At 67.1% G+C, this 20,321-nt stretch carries 16 protein-coding genes and 1 tRNA gene; 10 read left to right on the top strand and 7 right to left on the bottom strand.

Annotation, left to right across the window (positions count from 1 at the left end; translation table 11 throughout):
- Positions 1–34: 34 nt before the first annotated feature.
- Positions 35–1,519 (bottom strand): zinc-dependent metalloprotease, encoded by a 1,485-nt coding sequence (locus QNO06_RS12390; protein WP_227913655.1) that lies wholly within the window; start codon positions 1,517–1,519, stop codon positions 35–37.
- A gap of 281 nt (positions 1,520–1,800) precedes the next feature.
- Between QNO06_RS12390 and QNO06_RS12385 the strand changes: the two genes are divergently transcribed.
- The 4 genes from QNO06_RS12385 (at position 1,801) to QNO06_RS12370 (ending at position 6,982) form a co-directional block, all read left to right on the top strand.
- A complete protein-coding gene (locus QNO06_RS12385) occupies positions 1,801–3,015 on the top strand; it encodes a YlbL family protein (RefSeq protein ID WP_227913657.1) in 1,215 nt (404 codons plus the stop codon).
- Positions 3,016–3,236: 221 nt separating this feature from the next.
- On the top strand, positions 3,237–6,239 hold the full coding sequence (locus QNO06_RS12380; protein WP_442860181.1) for a UPF0182 family membrane protein: 3,003 nt from the start codon (positions 3,237–3,239) through the stop codon (positions 6,237–6,239).
- A gap of 64 nt (positions 6,240–6,303) precedes the next feature.
- Positions 6,304–6,380: transfer RNA gene (locus tag QNO06_RS12375), tRNA-Met, on the top strand.
- Positions 6,381–6,463: 83 nt separating this feature from the next.
- Positions 6,464–6,982: a DUF6328 family protein gene (locus tag QNO06_RS12370; RefSeq protein WP_227913658.1), complete on the top strand. Its 519-nt coding sequence runs from the start codon at positions 6,464–6,466 to the stop codon at positions 6,980–6,982.
- A gap of 47 nt (positions 6,983–7,029) precedes the next feature.
- Here QNO06_RS12370 and QNO06_RS12365 read toward each other — a convergent pair whose 3' ends face one another.
- Both QNO06_RS12365 and QNO06_RS12360 read right to left on the bottom strand, forming a co-directional pair.
- Positions 7,030–7,770: a PspA/IM30 family protein gene (locus QNO06_RS12365; protein WP_227913659.1), complete on the bottom strand. Its 741-nt coding sequence runs from the start codon at positions 7,768–7,770 to the stop codon at positions 7,030–7,032.
- A gap of 103 nt (positions 7,771–7,873) precedes the next feature.
- Entirely contained in the window at positions 7,874–9,976 is a 2,103-nt protein-coding gene (locus QNO06_RS12360) for a TPM domain-containing protein (protein WP_284162462.1), read from the bottom strand.
- Between the two features lie 397 nt (positions 9,977–10,373).
- Here QNO06_RS12360 and QNO06_RS12355 point away from each other — a divergent pair, with 397 nt between their 5' ends.
- The 4 genes from QNO06_RS12355 to QNO06_RS12340 all read left to right on the top strand — a co-directional run bounded on the left by QNO06_RS12355 (position 10,374) and on the right by QNO06_RS12340 (position 14,641).
- Complete coding sequence (locus QNO06_RS12355; RefSeq protein ID WP_227913660.1) at positions 10,374–11,837, top strand: S1C family serine protease; 1,464 nt, start codon at positions 10,374–10,376, stop codon at positions 11,835–11,837.
- Positions 11,838–12,046: 209 nt separating this feature from the next.
- Positions 12,047–12,886, top strand: a complete 840-nt coding sequence (locus tag QNO06_RS12350; protein ID WP_227913662.1) for an electron transfer flavoprotein subunit beta/FixA family protein — start codon at positions 12,047–12,049, stop codon at positions 12,884–12,886.
- A gap of 65 nt (positions 12,887–12,951) precedes the next feature.
- Positions 12,952–13,896, top strand: a complete 945-nt coding sequence (locus QNO06_RS12345) for an electron transfer flavoprotein subunit alpha/FixB family protein (protein WP_227913664.1) — start codon at positions 12,952–12,954, stop codon at positions 13,894–13,896.
- A gap of 1 nt (position 13,897) precedes the next feature.
- On the top strand, positions 13,898–14,641 hold the full coding sequence (locus tag QNO06_RS12340; RefSeq protein ID WP_227913666.1) for a PIG-L deacetylase family protein: 744 nt from the start codon (positions 13,898–13,900) through the stop codon (positions 14,639–14,641).
- A 46-nt stretch (positions 14,642–14,687) separates the two neighbouring features.
- On the opposite strand, the gene QNO06_RS12335 is transcribed toward QNO06_RS12340, so the two are convergent.
- From QNO06_RS12335 to QNO06_RS12320, 4 genes are all read right to left on the bottom strand, one after another.
- Positions 14,688–15,488, bottom strand: coding sequence for a class I SAM-dependent methyltransferase (locus tag QNO06_RS12335; RefSeq protein WP_227913667.1), 801 nt, complete (start codon positions 15,486–15,488; stop codon positions 14,688–14,690).
- Between the two features lie 15 nt (positions 15,489–15,503).
- Positions 15,504–15,971 (bottom strand): tRNA (cytidine(34)-2'-O)-methyltransferase, encoded by a 468-nt coding sequence (locus QNO06_RS12330; protein ID WP_227913669.1) that lies wholly within the window; start codon positions 15,969–15,971, stop codon positions 15,504–15,506.
- Positions 15,972–16,013: 42 nt separating this feature from the next.
- Complete coding sequence (locus tag QNO06_RS12325; protein ID WP_227913670.1) at positions 16,014–16,982, bottom strand: J domain-containing protein; 969 nt, start codon at positions 16,980–16,982, stop codon at positions 16,014–16,016.
- Between the two features lie 91 nt (positions 16,983–17,073).
- Positions 17,074–17,808: a nucleoside/nucleotide kinase family protein gene (locus QNO06_RS12320; protein ID WP_227913672.1), complete on the bottom strand. Its 735-nt coding sequence runs from the start codon at positions 17,806–17,808 to the stop codon at positions 17,074–17,076.
- A 113-nt stretch (positions 17,809–17,921) separates the two neighbouring features.
- Here QNO06_RS12320 and QNO06_RS12315 point away from each other — a divergent pair, with 113 nt between their 5' ends.
- Positions 17,922–19,145, top strand: a complete 1,224-nt coding sequence (locus tag QNO06_RS12315) for a cysteine desulfurase family protein (protein ID WP_227913673.1) — start codon at positions 17,922–17,924, stop codon at positions 19,143–19,145.
- On the top strand, positions 19,142–20,293 hold the full coding sequence (mnmA, locus tag QNO06_RS12310; protein ID WP_227913674.1) for a tRNA 2-thiouridine(34) synthase MnmA: 1,152 nt from the start codon (positions 19,142–19,144) through the stop codon (positions 20,291–20,293). Before QNO06_RS12315 ends, mnmA begins: the two co-directional genes overlap by 4 nt.
- Positions 20,294–20,321: the final 28 nt, after the last annotated feature.

Below are 20,321 nucleotides of genomic sequence, written 5' to 3'. Positions count from 1 at the left end.
TCCGTTGGAACCCGGTTTTAGTGGGACCGGGGTTTTAGTTGGAGCCCGGCTTCGGGTTGCCGTCCTCCTCGGTGCCTTCTTCCGGATCGCCGTCAGCAGGGCCCGCGTCGGCGGCGTTCCCGTCGGCGCCGGTGTCTTCGGCAGCGTTCTCTTCGGGGTTTTCGGGAGCAGTATCTTCGGCGGGCTCATCGAAGCCGCCTTCCAGCAGGCGCTTCAACGCCGCATCGACGTCGGAGTCTGCCGCTTCGAGCAGTTCCCGCCGCTTGCTGAAGCCCTTGGGATCGTCCAGGTCCTCCGAGGTGGGAAGCAGGTCCGGATGCTGCCAAACGGCGTCGCGCCCTTCAATGCCGCGTTCCTCGGTGAGGTGCGCCCACAGGGCGGCTGCGTCGCGCAGCCGCCGCGGACGCAGCTCCAGGCCCACCAGCGAAGCGAAGGTGTGCTCGGCCGGGCCGCCGCTGGCCCGGCGCCGGCGGATCATTTCCCGCAGTGCTCCTGCGGACGGCAGGTTGGCGGTGGCTGCGGCGGTGACTTCGTCCACCCACCCTTCCACCAGGGCCAGCGCCGTCTCCAGCCGTTCCAGGGCGGCGTCCTGGGCGGGCGTGCGCTGCGGCTGGAAGACCCCGCCGGAAAGGGCGGACTGGATGGATTCGGGATTCGCGGGATCAATGTCGCGGGCGGCTTCTTCGATCTTGGAAATGTCGATGTGGATGCCGCGGGCGTAGCTTTCAATGGCACCGAAGAGGTGCGAGGCAAGCCACGGAGCATGGGCAAACAGCCGGGCGTGGGCTGCTTCCCGGACGGCGAGGTAAAGCCGGATTTCCGTGTCGGGGACGTCCAGGCCCTCGCCGAAAGCGGCAACGTTGGCCGGCAGCAGTGCCATGGTCCCGGCGGCAAGCGGCAGGCCGATGTCGGTGGAGCTGACCACTTCCTTGGACAGGGCACCCACGGCCTGGCCGAGTTGGATGCCGAACATCGCCCCGCCCATGTTCGCGAGCATGGAGGACGCCCCGCCCATCATGGACTTCATTTCCTCGGGCATCTGGGTGGTGATCGCGTTGGATAGCGCTTCGGAAATGCTGACGGCCACCGGTTCCGTCAGGCGGCGCCATGAGTCCATGGTGGCCTCGACCCATTCGGCGCGGGACCAGGCCCGGCCGAGGGCGGCAGTTGATGCGAAGTCCGTGGCCGGGTCCAGCCAGAGCTCGGCCAGGTGCAGGGCTTCGTCGACCTCGCGGGCCGCGGCGGGGCCGGTGGAGGGATCACTGCCGGTCGCGGCCACCCGGCGTGCATTGTCCTTGGCCAGCTGCCAGTTCACCGGACCGTCGGAGGGGGTGCTGAACATGGCCTGCACCTGCTGGAAAATCATCGCCATGGCATTCGGATCAGAGGGAAGTCCCGCTGCCTTGGCCAGCTCGGAGGGGTCCATGCCGCCGGCACCGCCGCCGCCGAACAGGCGCGCAAGCATTTCGGACAGCGGATCCTGGGGGTTGTCCCCGCGGTCGGAAGGATTGGAACTCATGGGATACCACCGGTCCTGTGGAAGGAGATAAGAGGATAACGCTTACGATGCCCGGCAGCAGCCGACCATATTGCCTTTACGTTACCGGCAGTGCCCGAGGCCTGTCCCGCACGGCCGTATTTCGTTCGCTGTAGGCAAAGCCCGGCTGCACGCCCGGCTTGCGGTGCGGGCGTAGGCTTGCAGGGTGGTGCCCGGCAACACAAGGCGGGTACGCAGACACGTACGGCACACACACATGTCCGGCTATATGCACGGCACAAACGCAGGAAAAGGTTGGACAGTTGCGCCCCACACATGAAGACGGCAGCGGCGCGGGGTACGGGGGAGGCGGAACGGGTAACTCCCGCCCGCAGGGACCGGGCGCCCCGGCACCGCAGCCTGACGGCAGCTACTCCGTCTACCCCTACCAGGGTCTGGGCGACGGAAAGCCGGTGCCGGCCAAGCGCTCGCCCCGGTCCCGCGGCATCCTCGTTTCGGGCGTTCTCGCGTTTGTCCTCGGCGGGGCGGGGCTGCTCCTGCCGGCCCAGTACGTGGTGGAGTCCCCGGGACCCACGTTCAACACGCTCGGAACCGCCGGCGGCAAGGACATCATCCAAATCGAAGGGGAGCGCAGCTACCCGACTGACGGTGAGCTGGACCTGACCACGGTTTACGTGGCCGGCGGTCCCAGCACCAACATCAGCATTTTCCACGCCCTGGGGGGCTGGGTGAACACCAACGACGTCGTGTACCCCGCCGATTTCCTCTACGCGCCGGGAACTACCGGCGAGCAGGTGGATGAAGAGAACGCCGCTGCCATGACCTCGTCCCAGGAGTCCGCCGTGGCAGCAGCACTGACGCTGTTGGAGATCCCGTATACCCAGGAGCTCTCCGTGGGGTCCGTCGTCGAGGGTGCCCCCGCCGAGGGCGTGCTGCAGGCCGGCGACACTGTGCTGGCAGTGGGGGACACGCCTGTCGACGGCATCGACACCCTCCGGTCCGCGCTGAACGACGCCGGCGGGTCACCGGTGGATGTCACGGTCCGGCGCGGCGGCTCCGAGGTCATGGAGACGCTGACGCCCCGAAAGTCGGACTCCGGCGTCTACCAGCTCGGAATCGAGTTGGCGACGACCTTCGATTTTCCGTTCGAGGTGCGGATCGGTGAGGGAATGGACCGGGTGGGCGGCCCGTCCGCCGGCATGATGTTCGCCTTGGGGATCGTGGACCGGCTCACCCCGGAGCAGCTCACCGGCGGCAGGCACTTTGCCGGTACGGGAACCATCGATGCTGCGGGCAACGTCGGGCCCATCGGCGGAATCCGCCAGAAGCTCATCGGCGCCTCGGACGCGGGTGCGGAATTCTTCCTGGCCCCGGAGGCGAACTGCGCCGAGGTGGTGGACCACATCCCCGAAGGACTGGCAGTGGTCAAGGTGTCCACGCTGGACGAGGCGAGGGACGCCGTCGAAAAACTCGCGGCCGGTACTAACCCGGCCGATCTGCCGCAGTGCAGCTTGTAGCGTAAACGGGTAGCTGACCGGCCCGGCCTCGTTACGATCGGGACAAGCTTGGAATCGGAGTCCGCAGGAAGTGGCAGCCGGGGAACAATCCAAGGCAGAATGAGTAGGGACGGCTTCAGGGCCTTCCGGCGGGGAAAAGGGGTTGAAAATGCTCCCGGAACCACTCCCACCGGTGCAACCCGGCGAGGCCGCGAGCCGACGCACCGAACGATGAGGTAACTGTGACTTCCGGACCAAACGGCCCATTCTCCCGACCCGGCGCAGCAACTGCCACCGGCAGGCGACGGCGGCGCAGCCCGCTGATCGCCACGCTGATTGTTGTGGCCGTGCTCGTCATTGGCTTCGTGTACTTCTCCCAGGTGTATGCCAATGTCCTGTGGTTCAACCAGTTGGGTTACCTGGAAGTCTTCGTCAAGGAGAACCTGACCCGGATCTGCATGTTCCTCGCCGCTTTCCTCGTAATGGCCGCCGGGGTGTTCACCAGTATCCGGGTGGCCTATGTATCGCGGCCCATCTATGCCCCGGACAGCGCCCTGCAGGACAACCTGAACCGGTACCAGGCCCAGCTTGAACCGGTCCGCAAGCTCCTGATGATCGGCATCCCCATTGTGGTGGGCGGGTTCGCCGGCACGGCGGCCATGTCCATGTGGCAGCAGGCACTGCTCTTCTTCAACCGCAAGGACTTCGGGGAAACCGACCCGCAGTTCAACATGGACTACAGCTTCTACCTGAACACCCTGCCCTTCATCGGGTTCCTCGTCGGTTTCCTGATCAGCGTGGTGGTGATTGCCGGCATCGCCGGGCTGTTGACCCATTACCTGTACGGGGGCATCCGGCTGGAGGAAAAGGGTGTCTTCGTGAGCCGCCCGGCGCGCCTGCACCTGGCGATCATTGCCGCAGCGTTCCTGATCCTGCAGGCCGTGAACTTCTGGCTGGACCGCTACGACACCCTGCTGAGCACCTCCGGAACCTGGACCGGCGCGCTCTACACCGACGTCGAAGCCGTTATCCCCACCAAGGCCATCCTGGCCGTCGCCTCGGTCATCGTTGCCGTGCTGTTCATCCTCTCCGCCGTGATCGGCCGGTGGCGGCTGCCGATCATCGGCACCGCCATGCTGATCATCACCGCCATCGTGGCCGGCGGCATCTACCCCTGGATTGTCCAGCGCTACCAGGTCCAGCCCTCGGAGCTGAACCTGGAACGCGAGTACATCCAGCGCAACATCGACCTCACCCGCGAAGCGTACGGACTGACCGACACCGAGGTCATTCCCTATGACGCCACGGTCAATGCCAATGCCGGTGCCCTGGCCCAGGATGCCGGCACCACCTCCAACATCCGGCTGCTCGATCCGAACGTTGTATCCGACGCGTTCAGCCAGCTGCAGCAGTTCCGCCAGTACTACCAGTTCCCGCAGACCCTGAATGTGGACCGCTACGAGATCGACGGCGAAGTCCAGGACACGGTCATCGCGGTCCGTGAGCTCAACGTGGGCGGTGTGCCCACCGGCTGGGTCAATGAACACATCCTTTACACGCACGGTTACGGCGTGGTGGCCGCCAGGGGCTCCACCGTCGAGGCCGACGGCAAGCCCAGCTTCATGGAATCGGGCATACCGTCCACCGGTGTGCTGACGGAAGACGGATCCTACGAACCGCGGATCTACTTCGGTGAGAACTCTCCGCAGTACTCCGTGGTGGGTGCCCCCGAGGGCAGCGACCCGGTGGAGATCGACCGGCCGCAGACCGGCAACTCGGAAGAGGAATCGCAGACCACGTTCAGCGGAGAGGGCGGCCCGAGCGTCGGAAACCTTTTCAACCAGCTGGTCTACGCGATCAAGTTCCAGTCCACCGAGCTGCTGCTGTCCGACGCCATCAACGACGAATCACAGATCCTTTACGACCGCGACCCCCGCGAGCGGGTGGAAAAGGTCGCTCCGTACCTGACCGTGGACGGCAATGCCTACCCGGCGGTCATCGACGGCCGCGTGAAGTGGATCGTGGACGGCTACACCACCAGCAAGTACTTCCCGTACTCCACGCAGCAGGAACTGCAGGATGCCACCACCGACTCGCTGACCCCCGGTGCAGCTGCGCTGCCGCAGGAGCAGGTGAACTACATCCGCAACGCCGTCAAGGCCACCGTGGACGCCTACGACGGCTCGGTCACCCTGTACGCATGGGATGACCAGGACCCCCTGCTGCAGTCCTGGCAGAGCGTTTTCCCGTCCACGCTGAAGCCCTACAGCGAGATGTCGGCTGATCTGCTGGCCCACGTCCGCTACCCGGAGGACCAGTTCAAGGTCCAGCGTGAACTGCTGGGCAAATACCACGTGACCGACCCGGACTCGTTCTACAAGAACGACGACGCGTGGAGCGTGCCCTCCGATCCCACCGGCGGCAATTCCAGTGTCAAGCAGCCGCCGTACTACCTGTCCCTGCAGATGCCGGGCCAGGATGAGGCCACGTTCTCGCTGACGACCCCGTTCATTCCGTTCGTGACCGAAAGCGGGGAGGCCCGGAACGTGCTCTACGGTTTCCTCTCCGCGGATGCGGACGCGGGAACAGGCGAAGCCGGCGTGAAGAGCGAGAACTACGGAAAGCTCCGCCTGCTGTCGCTGCCTACGGACACAGCCGTGCCCGGACCGGGCCAGGCGCAGAACACCTTCAACTCCGATCCCACCGTGTCCAATGCACTGAACCTGCTCCGCCAGGGTGCTTCGGAAGTCATCAACGGCAACCTGCTCACCCTGCCGGTCGGTGACGGCATCCTGTACGTCCAGCCGGTCTATGTGCAGTCCTCCGGTGCATCGTCCTATCCGACACTGCAGCGGGTGCTGGTCAACTTCGGTGAGAAGGTCGGGTTCGCTCCCACCCTGGACGAAGCGCTGAACCAGATCTTCGGGGGAGACTCCGGTGCGGACACCGGCGACTCCGGCAACGTGGGCGCCACCCCGGAAACACCCGGTACCGACGTGACGGCACAGTCGGAGCTCTCAACCGCCCTGTCTGATGCAGGCAAGGCCATCCAGGACGGCCAGTCCGCCCTGGGCCGCGGAGATTTCGCGGCCTACGGCGAGGCGCAGGCAAGGCTGAAGGACGCAATTACCCGGGCCACCGCGGCGCAGGAGCAGATGGAGAGCGGCGGCGAAGCCGGCGGAGCACCCGCTGCTCCCACCGACGGTGCCAGCGCACCGGCTGCAGACAGCGGCAGCGGCGACTAGGCGGGCAGCCATATCCGGCCGGTTTGCACCCGGACCCCGCGGCGGGTAGAGTTAGATATCACGCCGCGGGGTGGAGCAGTTCGGTAGCTCGCTGGGCTCATAACCCAGAGGTCGCAAGTTCAAATCTTGCCCCCGCAACCAAAAGGAAAGTCCCTCGAGGATCCGCAAGGAACCTCGGGGGACTTTCCTTATATCCGCTCCCGCCGCGTTCTAGACTTCCACCTATGGGACAGCGACCCGTGGAGCGTGATCCGGACCGCGGTGAGACCATGCTGCAGAAACTGGACCGCAACTGGACCGATTTGCTGCAGGAACTCCGGGTGCTCCAGACGGGTATCCAGATCCTCACCGGATTCCTGCTGACGCTGCCGTTCCAGCAGCGCTTCGCCGGCCTCAACCGGATCCAGATCGGCCTCTACCTTGCGCTGGTTGTGCTTTCCGTGCTCGTGACGGCGCTGCTGATGTCAACGGTGGTTATGCACCGGACCTTTTTCCAGCAGCGGATCAAGCGCGCCCTGGTCAACAATTCGGACATGCTGCTGCGCTGGACGCTGGTGCTGGTGGGACTGATCCTGGTCGGGACCATCGGTTTGATCTTCGACATCGTGCTGTCGGGAGCCGCCGGTGCCGTGGCGGCGCTGGCAGTTGGGATGGTGGTGGCCCTGCTGTGGCTGGTGCTGCCTCAGGTGCTGCGGCGCCGGGCCCTGCGTGCCCGGACGGCAAAGGACGGACGCCGCCGGTAGGCGTCCGCCCTTTCTGCCCGCCTCCGCGGCGGCAGGTGCGCGTGGGGCTATTCCTCGATTGCGGACTGCTTGGTGCCCGCGGAGGACTTCAGGGCGGCCAGGCGAGCCTCGACCTCCGTCTGCTCGCCGAGGTCTTCCAGGCTTTCAAACTGGGCGTCCAGACTGGAGGCGGTCAGTTCGTTGGCACCGCGGACCCGGGCTTCTTCGCGGCGGATCTTCTCTTCGAAGCGTCCCACCTCGGAGGTGGAGTCCATAACGTCGATGCTCTTCATGGCGTCGTGCATCTGCGTCTGCGCGGCGGCGTTCCGGGCGCGGGCGATGAGCTCGTCCCGCTTGCTGGTGAGCTGGTCCAGCTTGCCCTTCATCTGGTTCAGTCCGGTCTTGAGCCGCTCGACGATCTCTTCCTGGGAAGCGATGGTCGGTTGGGCGCCCTTGGCCTCGTTCTCGGAAGCGATCTGGCGCTGGAGGGCCACCTTGGCAAGGTTGTCGAACTTTTCGGCGTCCACGGTGTTTCCCGCAGCGCGGAATTCGTCCGCCTTGCGGGAGGCGGCCAGGGCCTTGTTGCCCCAGTTCTGCGCGTTCTGGATGTCTTCGTTGTAATCGTCCTGAAGCATCCGCAGGTTGCCGATGGTCTGGGCAACGGCGCTTTCAGCTTCGGCGATGTTGTTGCTGTAGTCCCGCACCATCTGGTCGAGCATTTTCTGCGGGTCCTCGGCCTGGTCGAGGATCGCGTTGATGTTGGCCTTGGCCAACTGGGTGATACGTCCGAAAATTGACTGCTTAACCACGGTGTCTGCCTTTCAATATGCTGTGTTCGGAATTGCCCGCGTTCGCCATGAAACCGTTACGGGTACATCTTGGTGTACTTTCGGGGCTTTGGCCCCTGCAGTGCTAGAAGTTTCCTCCGGAGGAACCGAAGCCTCCGCCGCCGCCAAAACCGCCGCCGCCGAATCCTCCGCCGCCGAAGCCGCCGAATCCGCCGCCGCCCCAGCCGCCCCCGTGGGAGCCGCCGCGCAGGATGGAGTCGATCAGGATGCCGCCGAGGACCGCGCCGCCCAGGCCGCTGCCCCCGCGTCCGCCGTAGCCGCCGCCTAAACCGCCCCCGCCGAACCCGCCGTCAAACCCGTCAACGTCCTGCTGGGCCATATCTGCGGCCTGGGCTGCCAGCGCATTGGCCTGCTGGGCATAGGCGAGGGCGCTGACTGGATCTGACGCCTGCAGGGCTACCGCCTGCTGCAGGTTTCGTTCGGCCTCGGCGAGCCGGGTCCGCGCTTCGCTGCCCACGCCGCCGCGGCGGGCACGGATGTAGTCCGACGTTCCGGAAATCTGGGCCTGCGCGGCCATGAGGGCGTGCTGCAGGGAATCCCGTGCACGGCGCTCCTGCTCCTGGCGGTCCCGGATGCCCTCGAGTGCGGCGTCCAGCTGGCTGTTGGCTGCTTCGAGCCGGCGGAGCAGATCCACGGGATCAACCGGGCCGGCTGCCATGGCCTGGCGGGCTGCATCCACTGCGGCGCGCACGCCTGCGACAGGTCCGGCAAGCCCCGGGTTTCCGCCGCCGGCGGCAAAAGCTTCCGCCTGGGCGAGGTCCTGGTTGGCGTCGGCAATCGCTCGCTGCAGTTCCTGGTGCGCGGCGTCCAGTTCCTGTCCGCGCTTGTCGATGGCGTCGAGCAGCACATTGGCCTGGTGAACGGCTTCTTCGGCGGCCCGCACGGAAACCACCGCGGAGGAGGTGTCGCCCTCGCCGAGCTTTTCGTTGGCCGTGGCTGCAGCACTGGAGACGAAGGCGAGCCGCTCGTTCGCCTGGTCGATGTTGTCGCTGACCTGGTTCACCGCGGAGGCCGCGTAGCGGGCACGCAGCGAGTCCAAAGCTGCCGCAGAGGTGCTGAGGCGGGAAGCGGTCTGGTCTGCCGCGGCCTGTGCTGCGGCCAGCGCTGCGGGCGCGTTCTTCTCCAGTTCACGCAGCTCGTCGAACTCCGCTTTGTGCGCCTGGAGTGAATCGTTGACGGCCTCGCACCGGCGGATGATGTCCTTGAGCCAGGTCCGCTGCTGCTGCTCGGTGTCGGGGATGTGGTCATCCAGCTGCTGCTGCAGCTTGAAGGATTCACCCATGTGGTTCCGTGCGGCCGCCAGGTCTTCGGAGAAGGTGGTGACGGCGTCTTCGCCGTACGCGGCCATCGCAAAGGCCAGTTCCTGCTCACTGGACTTAATCGCGTCGTCGGCCGCGACCAGCAGGCTGCCGGCCCGCTTGCGCAGGTCAGGCACGCTCATGGTGTCCAGCGGATCCACGGGAGCCGCCGGTCCCTGCTGCTGAGCGGGAACGGACGCCGGGGATTTCCGCCGGCGGCTGCGCAGCAGCAGTGCGGTCCCCACGCCGCCGGCCACTACGACGCCGCCCACTACCAGGGGGGCCACGCTGGTGCCGCCGGATTCGGAGGACGAAGCAACTTCTCCGTCGCCGCCGCGGGCTATGTCTGCCAGGGAATCGGTGGCGTTGAGGGCGGCAGTGGCCCACTGGGAGGAGGAAATGTCCCGGGAGCCGAGCAGGGGATCGGTGGCTGCGGCCAGGATCGCGTTGCGCCGGGCTTCGGTCAGGACACTCTGGTCTCCGGTGGAGACCTCGATCTTGCGGTCCTCTGTGGCGATGCTCAGGAGCGCTTCCTTGCTGCCCATCCCCTTGGCGTCCACTACCTGCTGCGCCCAGGCCGTGGGATCAGAGGGGCTGGTGAAGGAGTCCACATACACCACGTACAGCGTGTAGCCGGTGCTGCGCTGCACATCGTTGATGGCCTGTTCAACCTTGGACGCCTCGCCGCCCAGCACATTGGCCGGGTCCACAACAACCTCTCCCGGCGGGATGCGGACGGGGGATTCGGACTGCACCATTGCGGCAGGCGCAACCACGGAGGATACCGACGACGACGCCGGGTCAAGGGCAGAGGACGCTGCCGACGCCGCCGCGGGGGACAGGATCGCAACCGCACTCAGGCCGAACACGGCCCCCAACCTGTTCCGTGACCGCATAAAACATCCTTTGGTTATTGCCCGCTGGTTGCGGGTCGCGCAGGCCGACCGCAGACTGTGTTGTGACTGCTGTTGCGGCTGCCTGTTGCCGATTCGACGTTGGTACCGATTCTAGGGGCAGCCCTAACCCCCGTCCACCGCGCTCCGCCCGGCTGCCGTGGCTGCGCACCCCCTCTGACCTGCCGGTTCGTCGGTGCTGCAGTGGAGTTGTGCCGGTGCGGGATGCCGCGGCATATCGGATCCGGCATTCGGGATCTTCACAGCAGATGTCCAGCAATCGTGCGCGCAGGTCCCAGAATCCGCTGTCATAGTGGATACGTAAACGTTGTGGCTACACCATGGGTACACCGAATTTGGAAAGGAAACCCACATGACTGAGCAACACGGGGGAACCGACGGCCCTGAGCGCCACCTGCCTCCCCGGCCGCCGGCGCCGCCGTCGTCATACTCAGGATCTGCGCAGCCAGGATCTGCACAACCGGGGACCGGGCAGCCGTCCGCCGAACCGGGTACCGGACCGACGTACGGGGCAACGTACGGCTCTTCCCCGTACGGACCGCCTGCCGACGGGTCAGAAGGCACGGCATTCCAGGCGCCGGCCGGAACCGGGCAGGAACACCCGGGACGGGCAAAGAAGTTCGGCGCCGGAGCGCTGGTGACCGGCATGGTACTGGCGGGCCTCCTGGGCGGCGGCGTCGCCGTAGGTGCCAACAGCCTTATGGATGGCGACTCGAACGGCGCCGGGCAGACCGGCCAGTCCGAAACCGTTGTCGTCAACAACAAGGACAGCGTCAACGCCGTGACCGCCGCAGCGGTCAAGGCCTCACCCAGCGTGGTGACCATCGAGGTTGCCGCATCAGGCAGCACGGGTACGGGCTCCGGGATCATCCTGGACAATGAGGGACACATCCTGACCAACACCCACGTGGTGACCCTCGGCGGTACCGCCGCCGACCCGACGGTGGAAGTGCAGACCTCGGACGGCCGGGTCCTGCAGGCGACCGTCGTCGGAACCGACCCGGTGTCGGACCTGGCAGTCATCAAGGTCGACGCCACGGACCTGACGCCGGCAGCACTGGGGGACTCGGAGAAACTGAACGTCGGGGACACCGTGATCGCCATCGGTGCGCCGCTCGGCCTGGCCGGAACCGTCACCGACGGCATCGTCTCCACGCTCAACCGCACCATCAGCGTCCAGTCCTCCGCGGCTCCGGAGTCGGACTCGGACTCTTCTCAGGTGCCCGAAGACGACGGCAACGGTTTCCGTTTCGCTCCGCCGGATGGTTCCTCGCAGGACCAGAGCTCCGGTGAAAGCTCGATCTTCCTGAACGTGCTCCAGACGGATGCGGCTATTAACCACGGCAACTCGGGAGGCGCACTGGTGAACACCAGCGGCGAGGTGATCGGCGTCAACGTCGCCATCGCCTCGGCGGCCTCGGGCAGCGCAGGGGAGGAGAGCGGCAGCATCGGTGTCGGCTTCGCGATTCCGATCACCTACGCCCAGCGCATCGCGGATGAAATCATCGACAACGGATCGGCCTCCCACGGCTATCTCGGTGTGTCCGTGAAGCCGGCCACGGCGTCGAACTCCTCCTCTACCTTCACGGTAGGCGCAGATGTGGCCGACGTTGTCTCCGGGTCCCCGGGCGCCAAGGCAGGCCTGAAGAAGGGCGACGTGGTCACCTCGGTGAACGGTATGCCGGTCACGGATGCACAGTCACTGACTGCAGCCATCCGCATGCAGCCCGCGGGCGGCAAGGTCACCATTGACTACACCCGCGACGGAAAGGCCGCCAGCACCGACGTCACGCTCGGCGACTCCGCCGAGCAGTAACCCGTCACGAGTAATTCCAGGGACGGCTAACCGTTCCAGCGGGCGAAGGGCCGCTTCCGGAAATCCCCGGAGGCGGTCCTTCCTCCGTACCGGGGGCATCCGGGGAGCATGGTGTGATTAGCTTTAATCGCGCCGTCCCACCGGAAGGCGCGCGTCGGCGGGAGCATTCCCGGCCGCCGGGAACCGATTTCCTACCGGAAAGGCGCGGAATGCAGGAAGCAGCCAACCGTCCGCTGAACATTGTTGTTTTGGTAAAGCATGTCCCCGACGCACAGTTTGACCGGCACCTCACCGGCCCGGGACACACCCTGGACCGCTCCGAGAGCATCCTTTCCGAGCTGGACGAATACGCGCTGGAAGCGGCCCTGCAGCTGGCCGAGGCACGAGGCGGCGAAGCGGCAGGAAACCGCGTCACTGCCCTCTCGATGGGACCGGCCGCAGCCGTCAACGCCGTCAAGAAATCCCTGCAGATCGGTGCCTACTCCGGCGTCCACCTCTCCGACGAAGCCCTGGCCGGCTCCGACGCCGCCGGGACGTCGCTCGCGCTCGCCGCGGCCGTACGCGCCATCGCCGACGCAGACGGGCCGGTGGACCTGGTCATCAGCGGGATGGCATCCACCGACGGTGAGACTTCCCTGGTGCCGGCGCAGCTGGCCGAACGGCTTCAGCTGGCGCAGGTAACCTTCGCGTCCGAGCTGGAGGTAGCCGACAGCGCTGACGGCCCGCTCGTCAAGGCCCGCCGCGACGGCGACTCCTTTACTGAGACGGTCGAGGCGCCGCTGCCGGCGCTGGTCTCGGTGACGGACCAGGCCAACGATCCGCGCTACCCCAACTTCAAGGGCATCATGGCCGCGAAGAAAAAGACCGTACGGGTGCTCAGCCTCGCAGACTTGGGCATTGAGGCCGGCCAGGTGGGCCGCGACGGGGCCTGGACCACCGTCGCCGCGTCGGCACCCCGGCCGCCCCGTTCACAGGGAACCATCATTACCGACGACGGATCGGCCGGCGTGCAGCTGGTGGACTACCTTGCCGCGCAGAAACTGATCTAGACCCCCCGACCCTTGCACCGGCGCTTCCCGCGCGCCGCCGCCCACGTCCCGAAGGAGCGCATCCCATGGCGTCCGTCCTCGTTTTCCTAGATGTCCCTGCCCTGCCCCTGCCGCGGGCCGCCCGCGAATTGCTGACCCTTGCGGGCAGCGTGGGTGAACCGGTGGTTGCCTCCGCCCGACCGCTGGAGACGGAACTGGCGGAAGCGCTGGCTGCGCACGGCGCACGGAAGGTTTACGAGCCTGCCGGAGACCTGGATACCGTCCTGGTTGCCGCCAAGGCGGCCTTCCTTGCCGAAGCGGCCACCGCGGAGCAGCCGGCCGCGATCCTGCTGGGCAATTCCTTCGAAGACCGCGAAATTGCCGCTCGCACCGGGATCAAACTGGGCTCCGGCGTGATTACCGACGCCGTTGCCGTTGCCCCCGATCTCGCCGTCACCAAGTCGGTGCTGGCCGGGTCCTGGACCTCCACGTGCCGGGTGCAGGCCGGAACGCCGATCATCACGGTGAAGGCCAACAGCGTTGAGCCCGCCGACGCCGTCGAAGCCGGTGCACCGGCCCGGATCGAGCTGCCGGTTCCCGAGGCCGGCCCCGCGGCACGGGTGACCGGGCGTACCGGCAAACGTGTCAGCGGGCGGCCCGAACTGGCCGAAGCGCGGGTGATTGTGGCAGGCGGCCGCGGCATGGACGGGAACTTCGGTCCCGTCGAAGAGCTTGCGGATTTGCTGGGCGGGGCCGTGGGAGCGTCCCGCGCTGCCACGGATGCCGGCTGGATAGAGCACTCCGCGCAGGTGGGCCAGACCGGCAAGACCGTGTCTCCGCAGCTGTACATTTCCGCCGGCATTTCCGGGGCGATCCAGCAAAAGGCGGGCATGCAGACAGCGCAGGTAATTGTGGCGGTAAACAAGGACGCCGATGCACCGGTCTTCGAAATTGCCGACTTCGGCGTGGTGGGCGACGTGTTCTCGGTCCTGCCGCAGGCGGCCGCGGAAATCCGGAAGCGCAGGGCCTAGCGTGGACCAGTTCCCGACGCCCGGCCGGGTCCTGGCCTTCGCCGCCCACCCGGATGACATTGATTTCGGTGCCGCCGGCACGCTGGCCCGCTGGGCGTCCGACGGCGCCCGGATCACGTACTGCATCATGACCTCCGGGGACGCCGGGGGATTCGACCCCGCGGACCGCACCGGGGTCAGTGAGCTGCGCAGCGAGGAACAGCGCGCCGCAGCCCGCGCAGTGGGGGCCCAGGACGTGGTGTTCCTGGGGGAGCGGGACGGCTACCTGGAGGTGAACCATTCGGTGATCGCCCGGGCAGTGGAGCAGATCCGCCGGGTACGGCCGGACGTAGTGCTGGCAATGCACCCGGAACGGAACTGGGACCGCCTGCAGGCCAGCCATCCGGACCACCTCGCCTGCGGCGAAATAGTGACCCGGGCGGTGTATCCCGCGGCGGAGAACCCCTTCGCCTATCCCGAACTGGCCGAGCGGGGACTTCAGGCGTACAAGGTGCCGTGGCTGTGGTTCTACGGTGCGCCGCGTGAGCGGGAGAACCGGGCCGTGGATGTCAGCGCCACCGTGGACACCAAGCTCGCCGCCATCCGGGTGCATGCCAGCCAGCACCCGGACATTGAGGGCATGGACACCTCGGTGCGCCGGTTCCTGCAGGACAACGCACGCCGCCACGGTATGTCCGAGGGCTCCAGTGCCGAGGTCTTCCACGTGGTGGGCGTCAATACGCCCGAGACGATCGCCGGGTTCTAAACCGGCTGCCGGGCTGGCCAGCCCCCTCCGGGCCGGCCAGCCCCTCTTAGGGGCGGACGCCGGTGGCGATCAGGGTGTCGGCGTTCAGCTCGAAGTCCTCACCGAGTTCGGCCAGGAAGTTTGTACGCACCCGTTCCACCGCGTCCGGCGCGGAAGGCAGGAGTTCGCGGAAGGTGCTGCCCATGACCAGGGACCACGCCAGCGAACCGCTGAGCTGGACCCGTCCCTGCGTGGGGGTTACCGCCACGTCGGTGAGGCCGAGGGACTCGAGCCAGGCCGAAAGTTTCTCCGGCGTGTTGATCCGCCGGAGGTTGTCCGTCTTCGGCTGCGGGGCATCGGCCAGTTCCGGACGTTCCTGCAGGCAGGCCTTCCACAGCAGTTCGCTGAAGGGGGACCCGGCGCCTTCCTGCCACACGCTGAGGGCAAACCGTCCGCCGGAGCGCAGCTGCGAAACCAGGTGGGCCGCAGCGGCGTCCATCTGGGGCAGGAGGAAAAGCCCGTAGGCGCAGAGGACGGCGTCGTAGGGATCCCCGGACTGCCATCCAGCGGCATCGGCCTTGAAAAGCCGCACGCCGTTCAGGGACAGGGTGTCCGCCTTCGCCTGGTTCAGGGCCAGCAGCTCTCCGCTGAGGTCGACACCGTCAACGGTCGCATCGGGTCCGGCGAACTGGGCGGCAGGGATGGTGGTGGCACCGCTGCCGCAGCACGCATCCAGGACGCGGTCGCCCAGGCTGATGTCCGCAGCCGCCGCAAGCGCATTGCCCATGGGATTCCACAGCGATGGTGCGAGGCGCTCAAAGTCCGCGGCGCCGTCGTCGTAGGCAGTGCCGATGTGGCGTGCAGGCATGGGATATGTCCTTAGCTAGAGCTGGGCACCGGCGAAGCCATGCTGGCGCCAGGCTTCGTAAACGGCAATGGATGCGGAATTTGCCAGGTTCAGGGACCGCAGCGTCGGCAGCATGGGCAACCGTACCCGTGCGGTGACATGCGGGTCCTTCTTTACCTCATCTGATAGTCCCACCGACTCGCGGCCGAACATCAGCACGTCACCGGCACGATACTCGATATCGGTGTAAGACGTATCGCCGTCGGAAGTGAAGGCATAGACCCGCTCCGGTGCGAGGGCTTCCCAGGCGTCCTCGAGGCTTTTGTGCACGTGGAGGACGGCGAGGTCGTGGTAGTCCAGGCCGGCGCGGCGCAGCTTGGAGTCCTCCAGGCTGAAGCCCAGCGGCTCCACCAGGTGGAGTTCGGCGCCGGTAATGGCGGCAAGGCGGATGGCGTTTCCCGTGTTGCCCGGGATTTCAGGGGAGTGGAAAAGGATGCGGAACACAGCTCCATCCTAAGCCCGGCACCGGCCGGGCAGACGCACGGCTCAGCGTGCCGAAGCGTCAATGAGCGGGCCCAGCACGGGCAGCTGGACCGTGTTCGGCGTCGGCCCTTCGGCGAAGAACCGGCGGAGCTCCCGGACCAGGCCGCCCGGGTTGGCTGTGTGCAGGGTGGCGGGCGCGGACCTGCTCAAAGTGGGCGGGTAATCGATGATGGGCTCGAACGGGTTGCCGTTGGGGCTGTGGAGGACCAGCCAGCCGGCGACATTGCAGGTGGGAAAGCGGGCCTGCATGGTCCGCACCGCATCGGCGAGCCGCAGCGTGGACACTTCCCGTCCGCGGTGCAGCAGATGCCGTCCGTCCCACCGGTAGTTCCCGGGAGCGGCCATAAGCGAGCCCAGGACCGCCATCCGGTAGCCGCCCAGCAGCACATGGCCGACGTCGAGGTTCCCGCCCCGCGGCCCGGCGTCGGGAATGTGCAGCCCGTTGACCAGCCGCGCGGCGGGGTACTCGTCCAGCAGCTCCCGGTCCAGCAGCGCAATGGTGAGGTTCTCGGCGTCGAACCGGCTGCCGGTGGAGCCGAGCCGGGAGAAGAAGCCGGGACGGCGGGGAGCGCCGTGGATCTGCTGCCCGGCCATGGTCAGGGGGATGAGCGGCGGATTCTGCGGGGAGAAGTCCGGGACAAACACCGGAGGAAGGTCCAGATCCGCTGCTGCCGTCCTGCCGGCTGCGGCGCCGGGGGCAGCGGCCTCTCCGGCAGCCCGGCCCGTTCGTGCCGCGCTGCTGCGTGCCGGGGCACTGCCGGCACTGCCCAGCTGCCGGTCATAGGCGGCTTTCCGAACCGGATCGGAAAGCACCCGGTATGCACCGGCAACCCGGTCGAAGCGCTCGCTGTCGCCGCCGTGGTCGGGGTGCGTCTGGCGGGCAGCCTTCCGGTAGGCGGACTTGATTTCAGCAGCTGACGCCCCGGGCAGCAGGCCCAAGACCTCATAGAGTGTCCGGCCTGACGGGCTCACGGCGGTTCCTTTCGGCACGGTTCGGGGTCCAGTGCGGCAATTCTACCGACCGCTGCTGTTCACTTTCCCCGGCTGTTTCCCCGACCGGCTGTTACCCCGCCCGGTACGTCGCGTTTGCCGGATCAATCACCTGCAGCGTCCTTTCGCAGGAGTTCTCCAGCACCAGAAACGCCCGGGCGGCCGGATCCGCTGCGGCGAAGTACCTTTGCTGCCCGCCCACGTACCGGTCCCGGCCCGGGCGGTGCGGGTGCACTGAGGGTGAACCGTCGCGTACAGCCAGCCGGGCAGCGGTCACCGTGAACGGTACGTCCAGGAACACGGAGCAGTCCCAGAAGTTCCGCAGTTCGTCCCGGTGCAGGAACATCCCGTCAACCAGGACGACGGCGTTGGGTGCTGCCGGCACCGGAGCCGGGTCCAGCACCGCATCAGTCTCGAGGTCATGGCCGCGGTCCCGGAATGCCGGCGCCCCCTTGGTCAAGGGGTCCAGCACGTACTCCTTGAACTGGCCCAGATTGTAGGAATCGAGCCAGAAGCCGTCCGGTGAGCTGCGGCCGAGCCGGTAGCGGACCCCGCGCACGTTGTGGAAATCATCAAGGCCCACCCGCAGGACCTGGCGGGGTTCGGCTGCGCCGGACGCGCGGAGGGCAGAAGCGAGTTCGTCGGCGAAAGTGGTCTTCCCGGCGCCGTCAACGCCGTCAACGGCCATCAGCAACCGGGAGGAGGGCTGCAGCGCCAGGAGCACCCGGGCCAGGTGGGCAAGGACCGTGTTCCGGTCCGCGGGCGGGCCCGGGGGAACAGTCAGCGGGGGTGTTGGGGTTGGCCGCACGGCAGGATGATATCCCGAAGCCCGCCGCGCGCGGCGGCACCTGTGGGCCAACCCTCAGGAAAATCCCAGCCCGCCGAATGGGTGCTGACCGCTATGGCGGCTAGAATTAGCTGGTGCCCGTGTATCTAGATCACGCGGCGACCACGCCGATTTCGGCTTCGGCCCTCGCCGCACTCACTTCAGAACTCAGCCGCAGCGGCAATCCCTCGTCCCTGCACGGTTCGGGCCGGCGCGCCCGGATGGTGGTGGAGGAATCGCGGGAGATCCTTGCTGCCGCCGCAGGCTGCCACTCCTCCGAAATCATCTTTACGTCCGGCGGCACCGAAGCGGACAACCTGGCCGTGAAGGGCCTGTTCTGGGCCCGCCGCGACGCCGATCCGGCCCGCACCCGGATCCTGGTCTCCGGCATCGAACACCACGCCGTGCTCGACACCGTGGAATGGCTGGAAAAGCACGAAGGTGCCGTCCCGGTATGGATCCCGGTGGACGGTGAGGGCGTTATTTCCCTTGACGCAGTCCGCCGGGAGCTCGAAGCCAACGCCGACAGCATCGCCCTGCTCACGCTTATGTGGGCCAACAACGAGGTCGGCACCGTGCAGGATGTGCGGACCGTTGCCGCCCTGGCGCACGAATACGGTGTGCCGGTGCATTCCGACGCGGTCCAGGCCTTCGGCGCCGTGCCCGTGGATTTCCGTGCCTCCGGGCTGGACACCATGGCGCTGAGCGCCCACAAGATTGGCGGACCGGTAGGCACCGGGGCACTGGTGGTGGGCCGGTCGGTCAAGCTCACACCGGTCCTGCACGGGGGAGGACAGGAGCGCGACATTCGCTCGGGCACCCTGGACACGGCCGGCGTCGCGGCGTTCGCGGCGGCAGCCCAAGACGCCGTCGAGCATCTGGGGGACGAGACTGAACGCCTGCGCACCCTGCGGAACTACCTCATCACCGGCGTCGAGCGGGCCATCCCGGACGCCGTGCTGCGCGGTGTGCGCGACGACGACGGCGGGCGCCGGCTGCCGGGCAACGCTCACTTCACCTTCCCCGGATGCGAGGGGGACTCGCTGCTTTTCCTCCTGGACCTGGCCGGCGTGGAATCCTCCACCGGCTCGGCCTGCACTGCCGGGGTGCCGCGGCCTTCGCATGTGTTGCTCGCCATGGGGCTGAGCGAAACCGAGGCCCGCGGAGCGCAGCGGTTCAGCCTCGGGCATACAACCACGGCCGAAGACGTTGACACGTTATTGCAGGTACTGCCCGAAGCATATGAGCGGGCCAAGAAGGCCGGGATGGCCGGACACGTAAGCAGCATCCAGACAGCAGGAACAGGTTTGACTTCATGAAGGTTTTGGCAGCAATGAGCGGCGGAGTGGACTCCGCTGTGGCAGCGGCACGGGCAGTGGAGGCAGGGCACGACGTCGTCGGGGTCCACCTGGCGCTGTCCCGGATGCCGGGAACCCTGCGTACCGGCAGCCGCGGCTGCTGCACCATCGAGGACTCCCGGGACGCGTGGCGGGCCTGCGACATCCTGGGCATCCCCTACTACGTGTGGGACTTCTCGGAGCGGTTCAAGGAAGATGTGGTGGACGACTTCGTGGCCGAATACGCCGCCGGCCGCACACCCAATCCCTGCATGCGCTGCAACGAACGGATCAAGTTCGCCGCGCTGCTGGAGAAGGCACTGGCCCTGGGCTTCGACGCCGTCTGCACCGGCCACTACGCCAAGGTCATCACCAACACGGAGGGCAACCCGGAACTGCACCGCGCCGCGGACTGGGCGAAGGACCAGTCCTATGTGCTCGGCGTGCTGACCGAAGAGCAGCTGCGGCACTGCATGTTCCCCCTGGCGGAAACCCCGTCCAAGGCCGAAGTGCGGGCCGAAGCCGAACGCCGCGGCCTGTCCGTGGCCAACAAGCCGGACAGCCACGACATCTGCTTCATTCCCGACGGCGACACCCGCGGCTGGCTCGAAGAGCGCATCGACATGTCCGAAGGCGACATCGTCGACGAAACGGGCCAGAAGCTCGGCACCCACCCCGGCGCAAACGCCTACACCGTGGGCCAGCGCCGCGGCCTGAAGCTCGGCACTCCGGCGGCGGACGGCAAACCGCGCTTCGTGCTGGAGATCCGGCCCAAGGAAAACAAGGTTGTCGTCGGACCGGAGCAGCTGCTGAACATCGACCAGATGCGCGGGACCAAGATTTCCTGGGCCGGTGTGCCGATCCCCGAGATCGCCGCCCGCACCCGGTTCGACTGCACGGTACAGGTCCGCGCCCACGGCGACCCCGTCGCGGCCACCGGCTGGATGGAAGACGTGGCCGATGAAGCGACCGGCGCGGTACGCGGGGAACTGGTGGTCCGGCTCACCGAACCGATGCGCGGGGTGGCCCCCGGCCAGTCCATGGTTCTGTACCAGGGCACGCGGGTGCTGGGCCAGGCAACCATCGACTCGGCCCGGTCCCTAGAGTGGGATCCGGCCGCGGTTTCCTAGCACGGCCGTACGTAACGTGCCGCGGGGG

Source organism: Arthrobacter sp. zg-Y20 (genome assembly GCF_030142075.1).
GTDB lineage: Bacteria > Actinomycetota > Actinomycetes > Actinomycetales > Micrococcaceae > Arthrobacter_B.
This window is presented reverse-complemented; position numbering and strand designations above follow the sequence as displayed.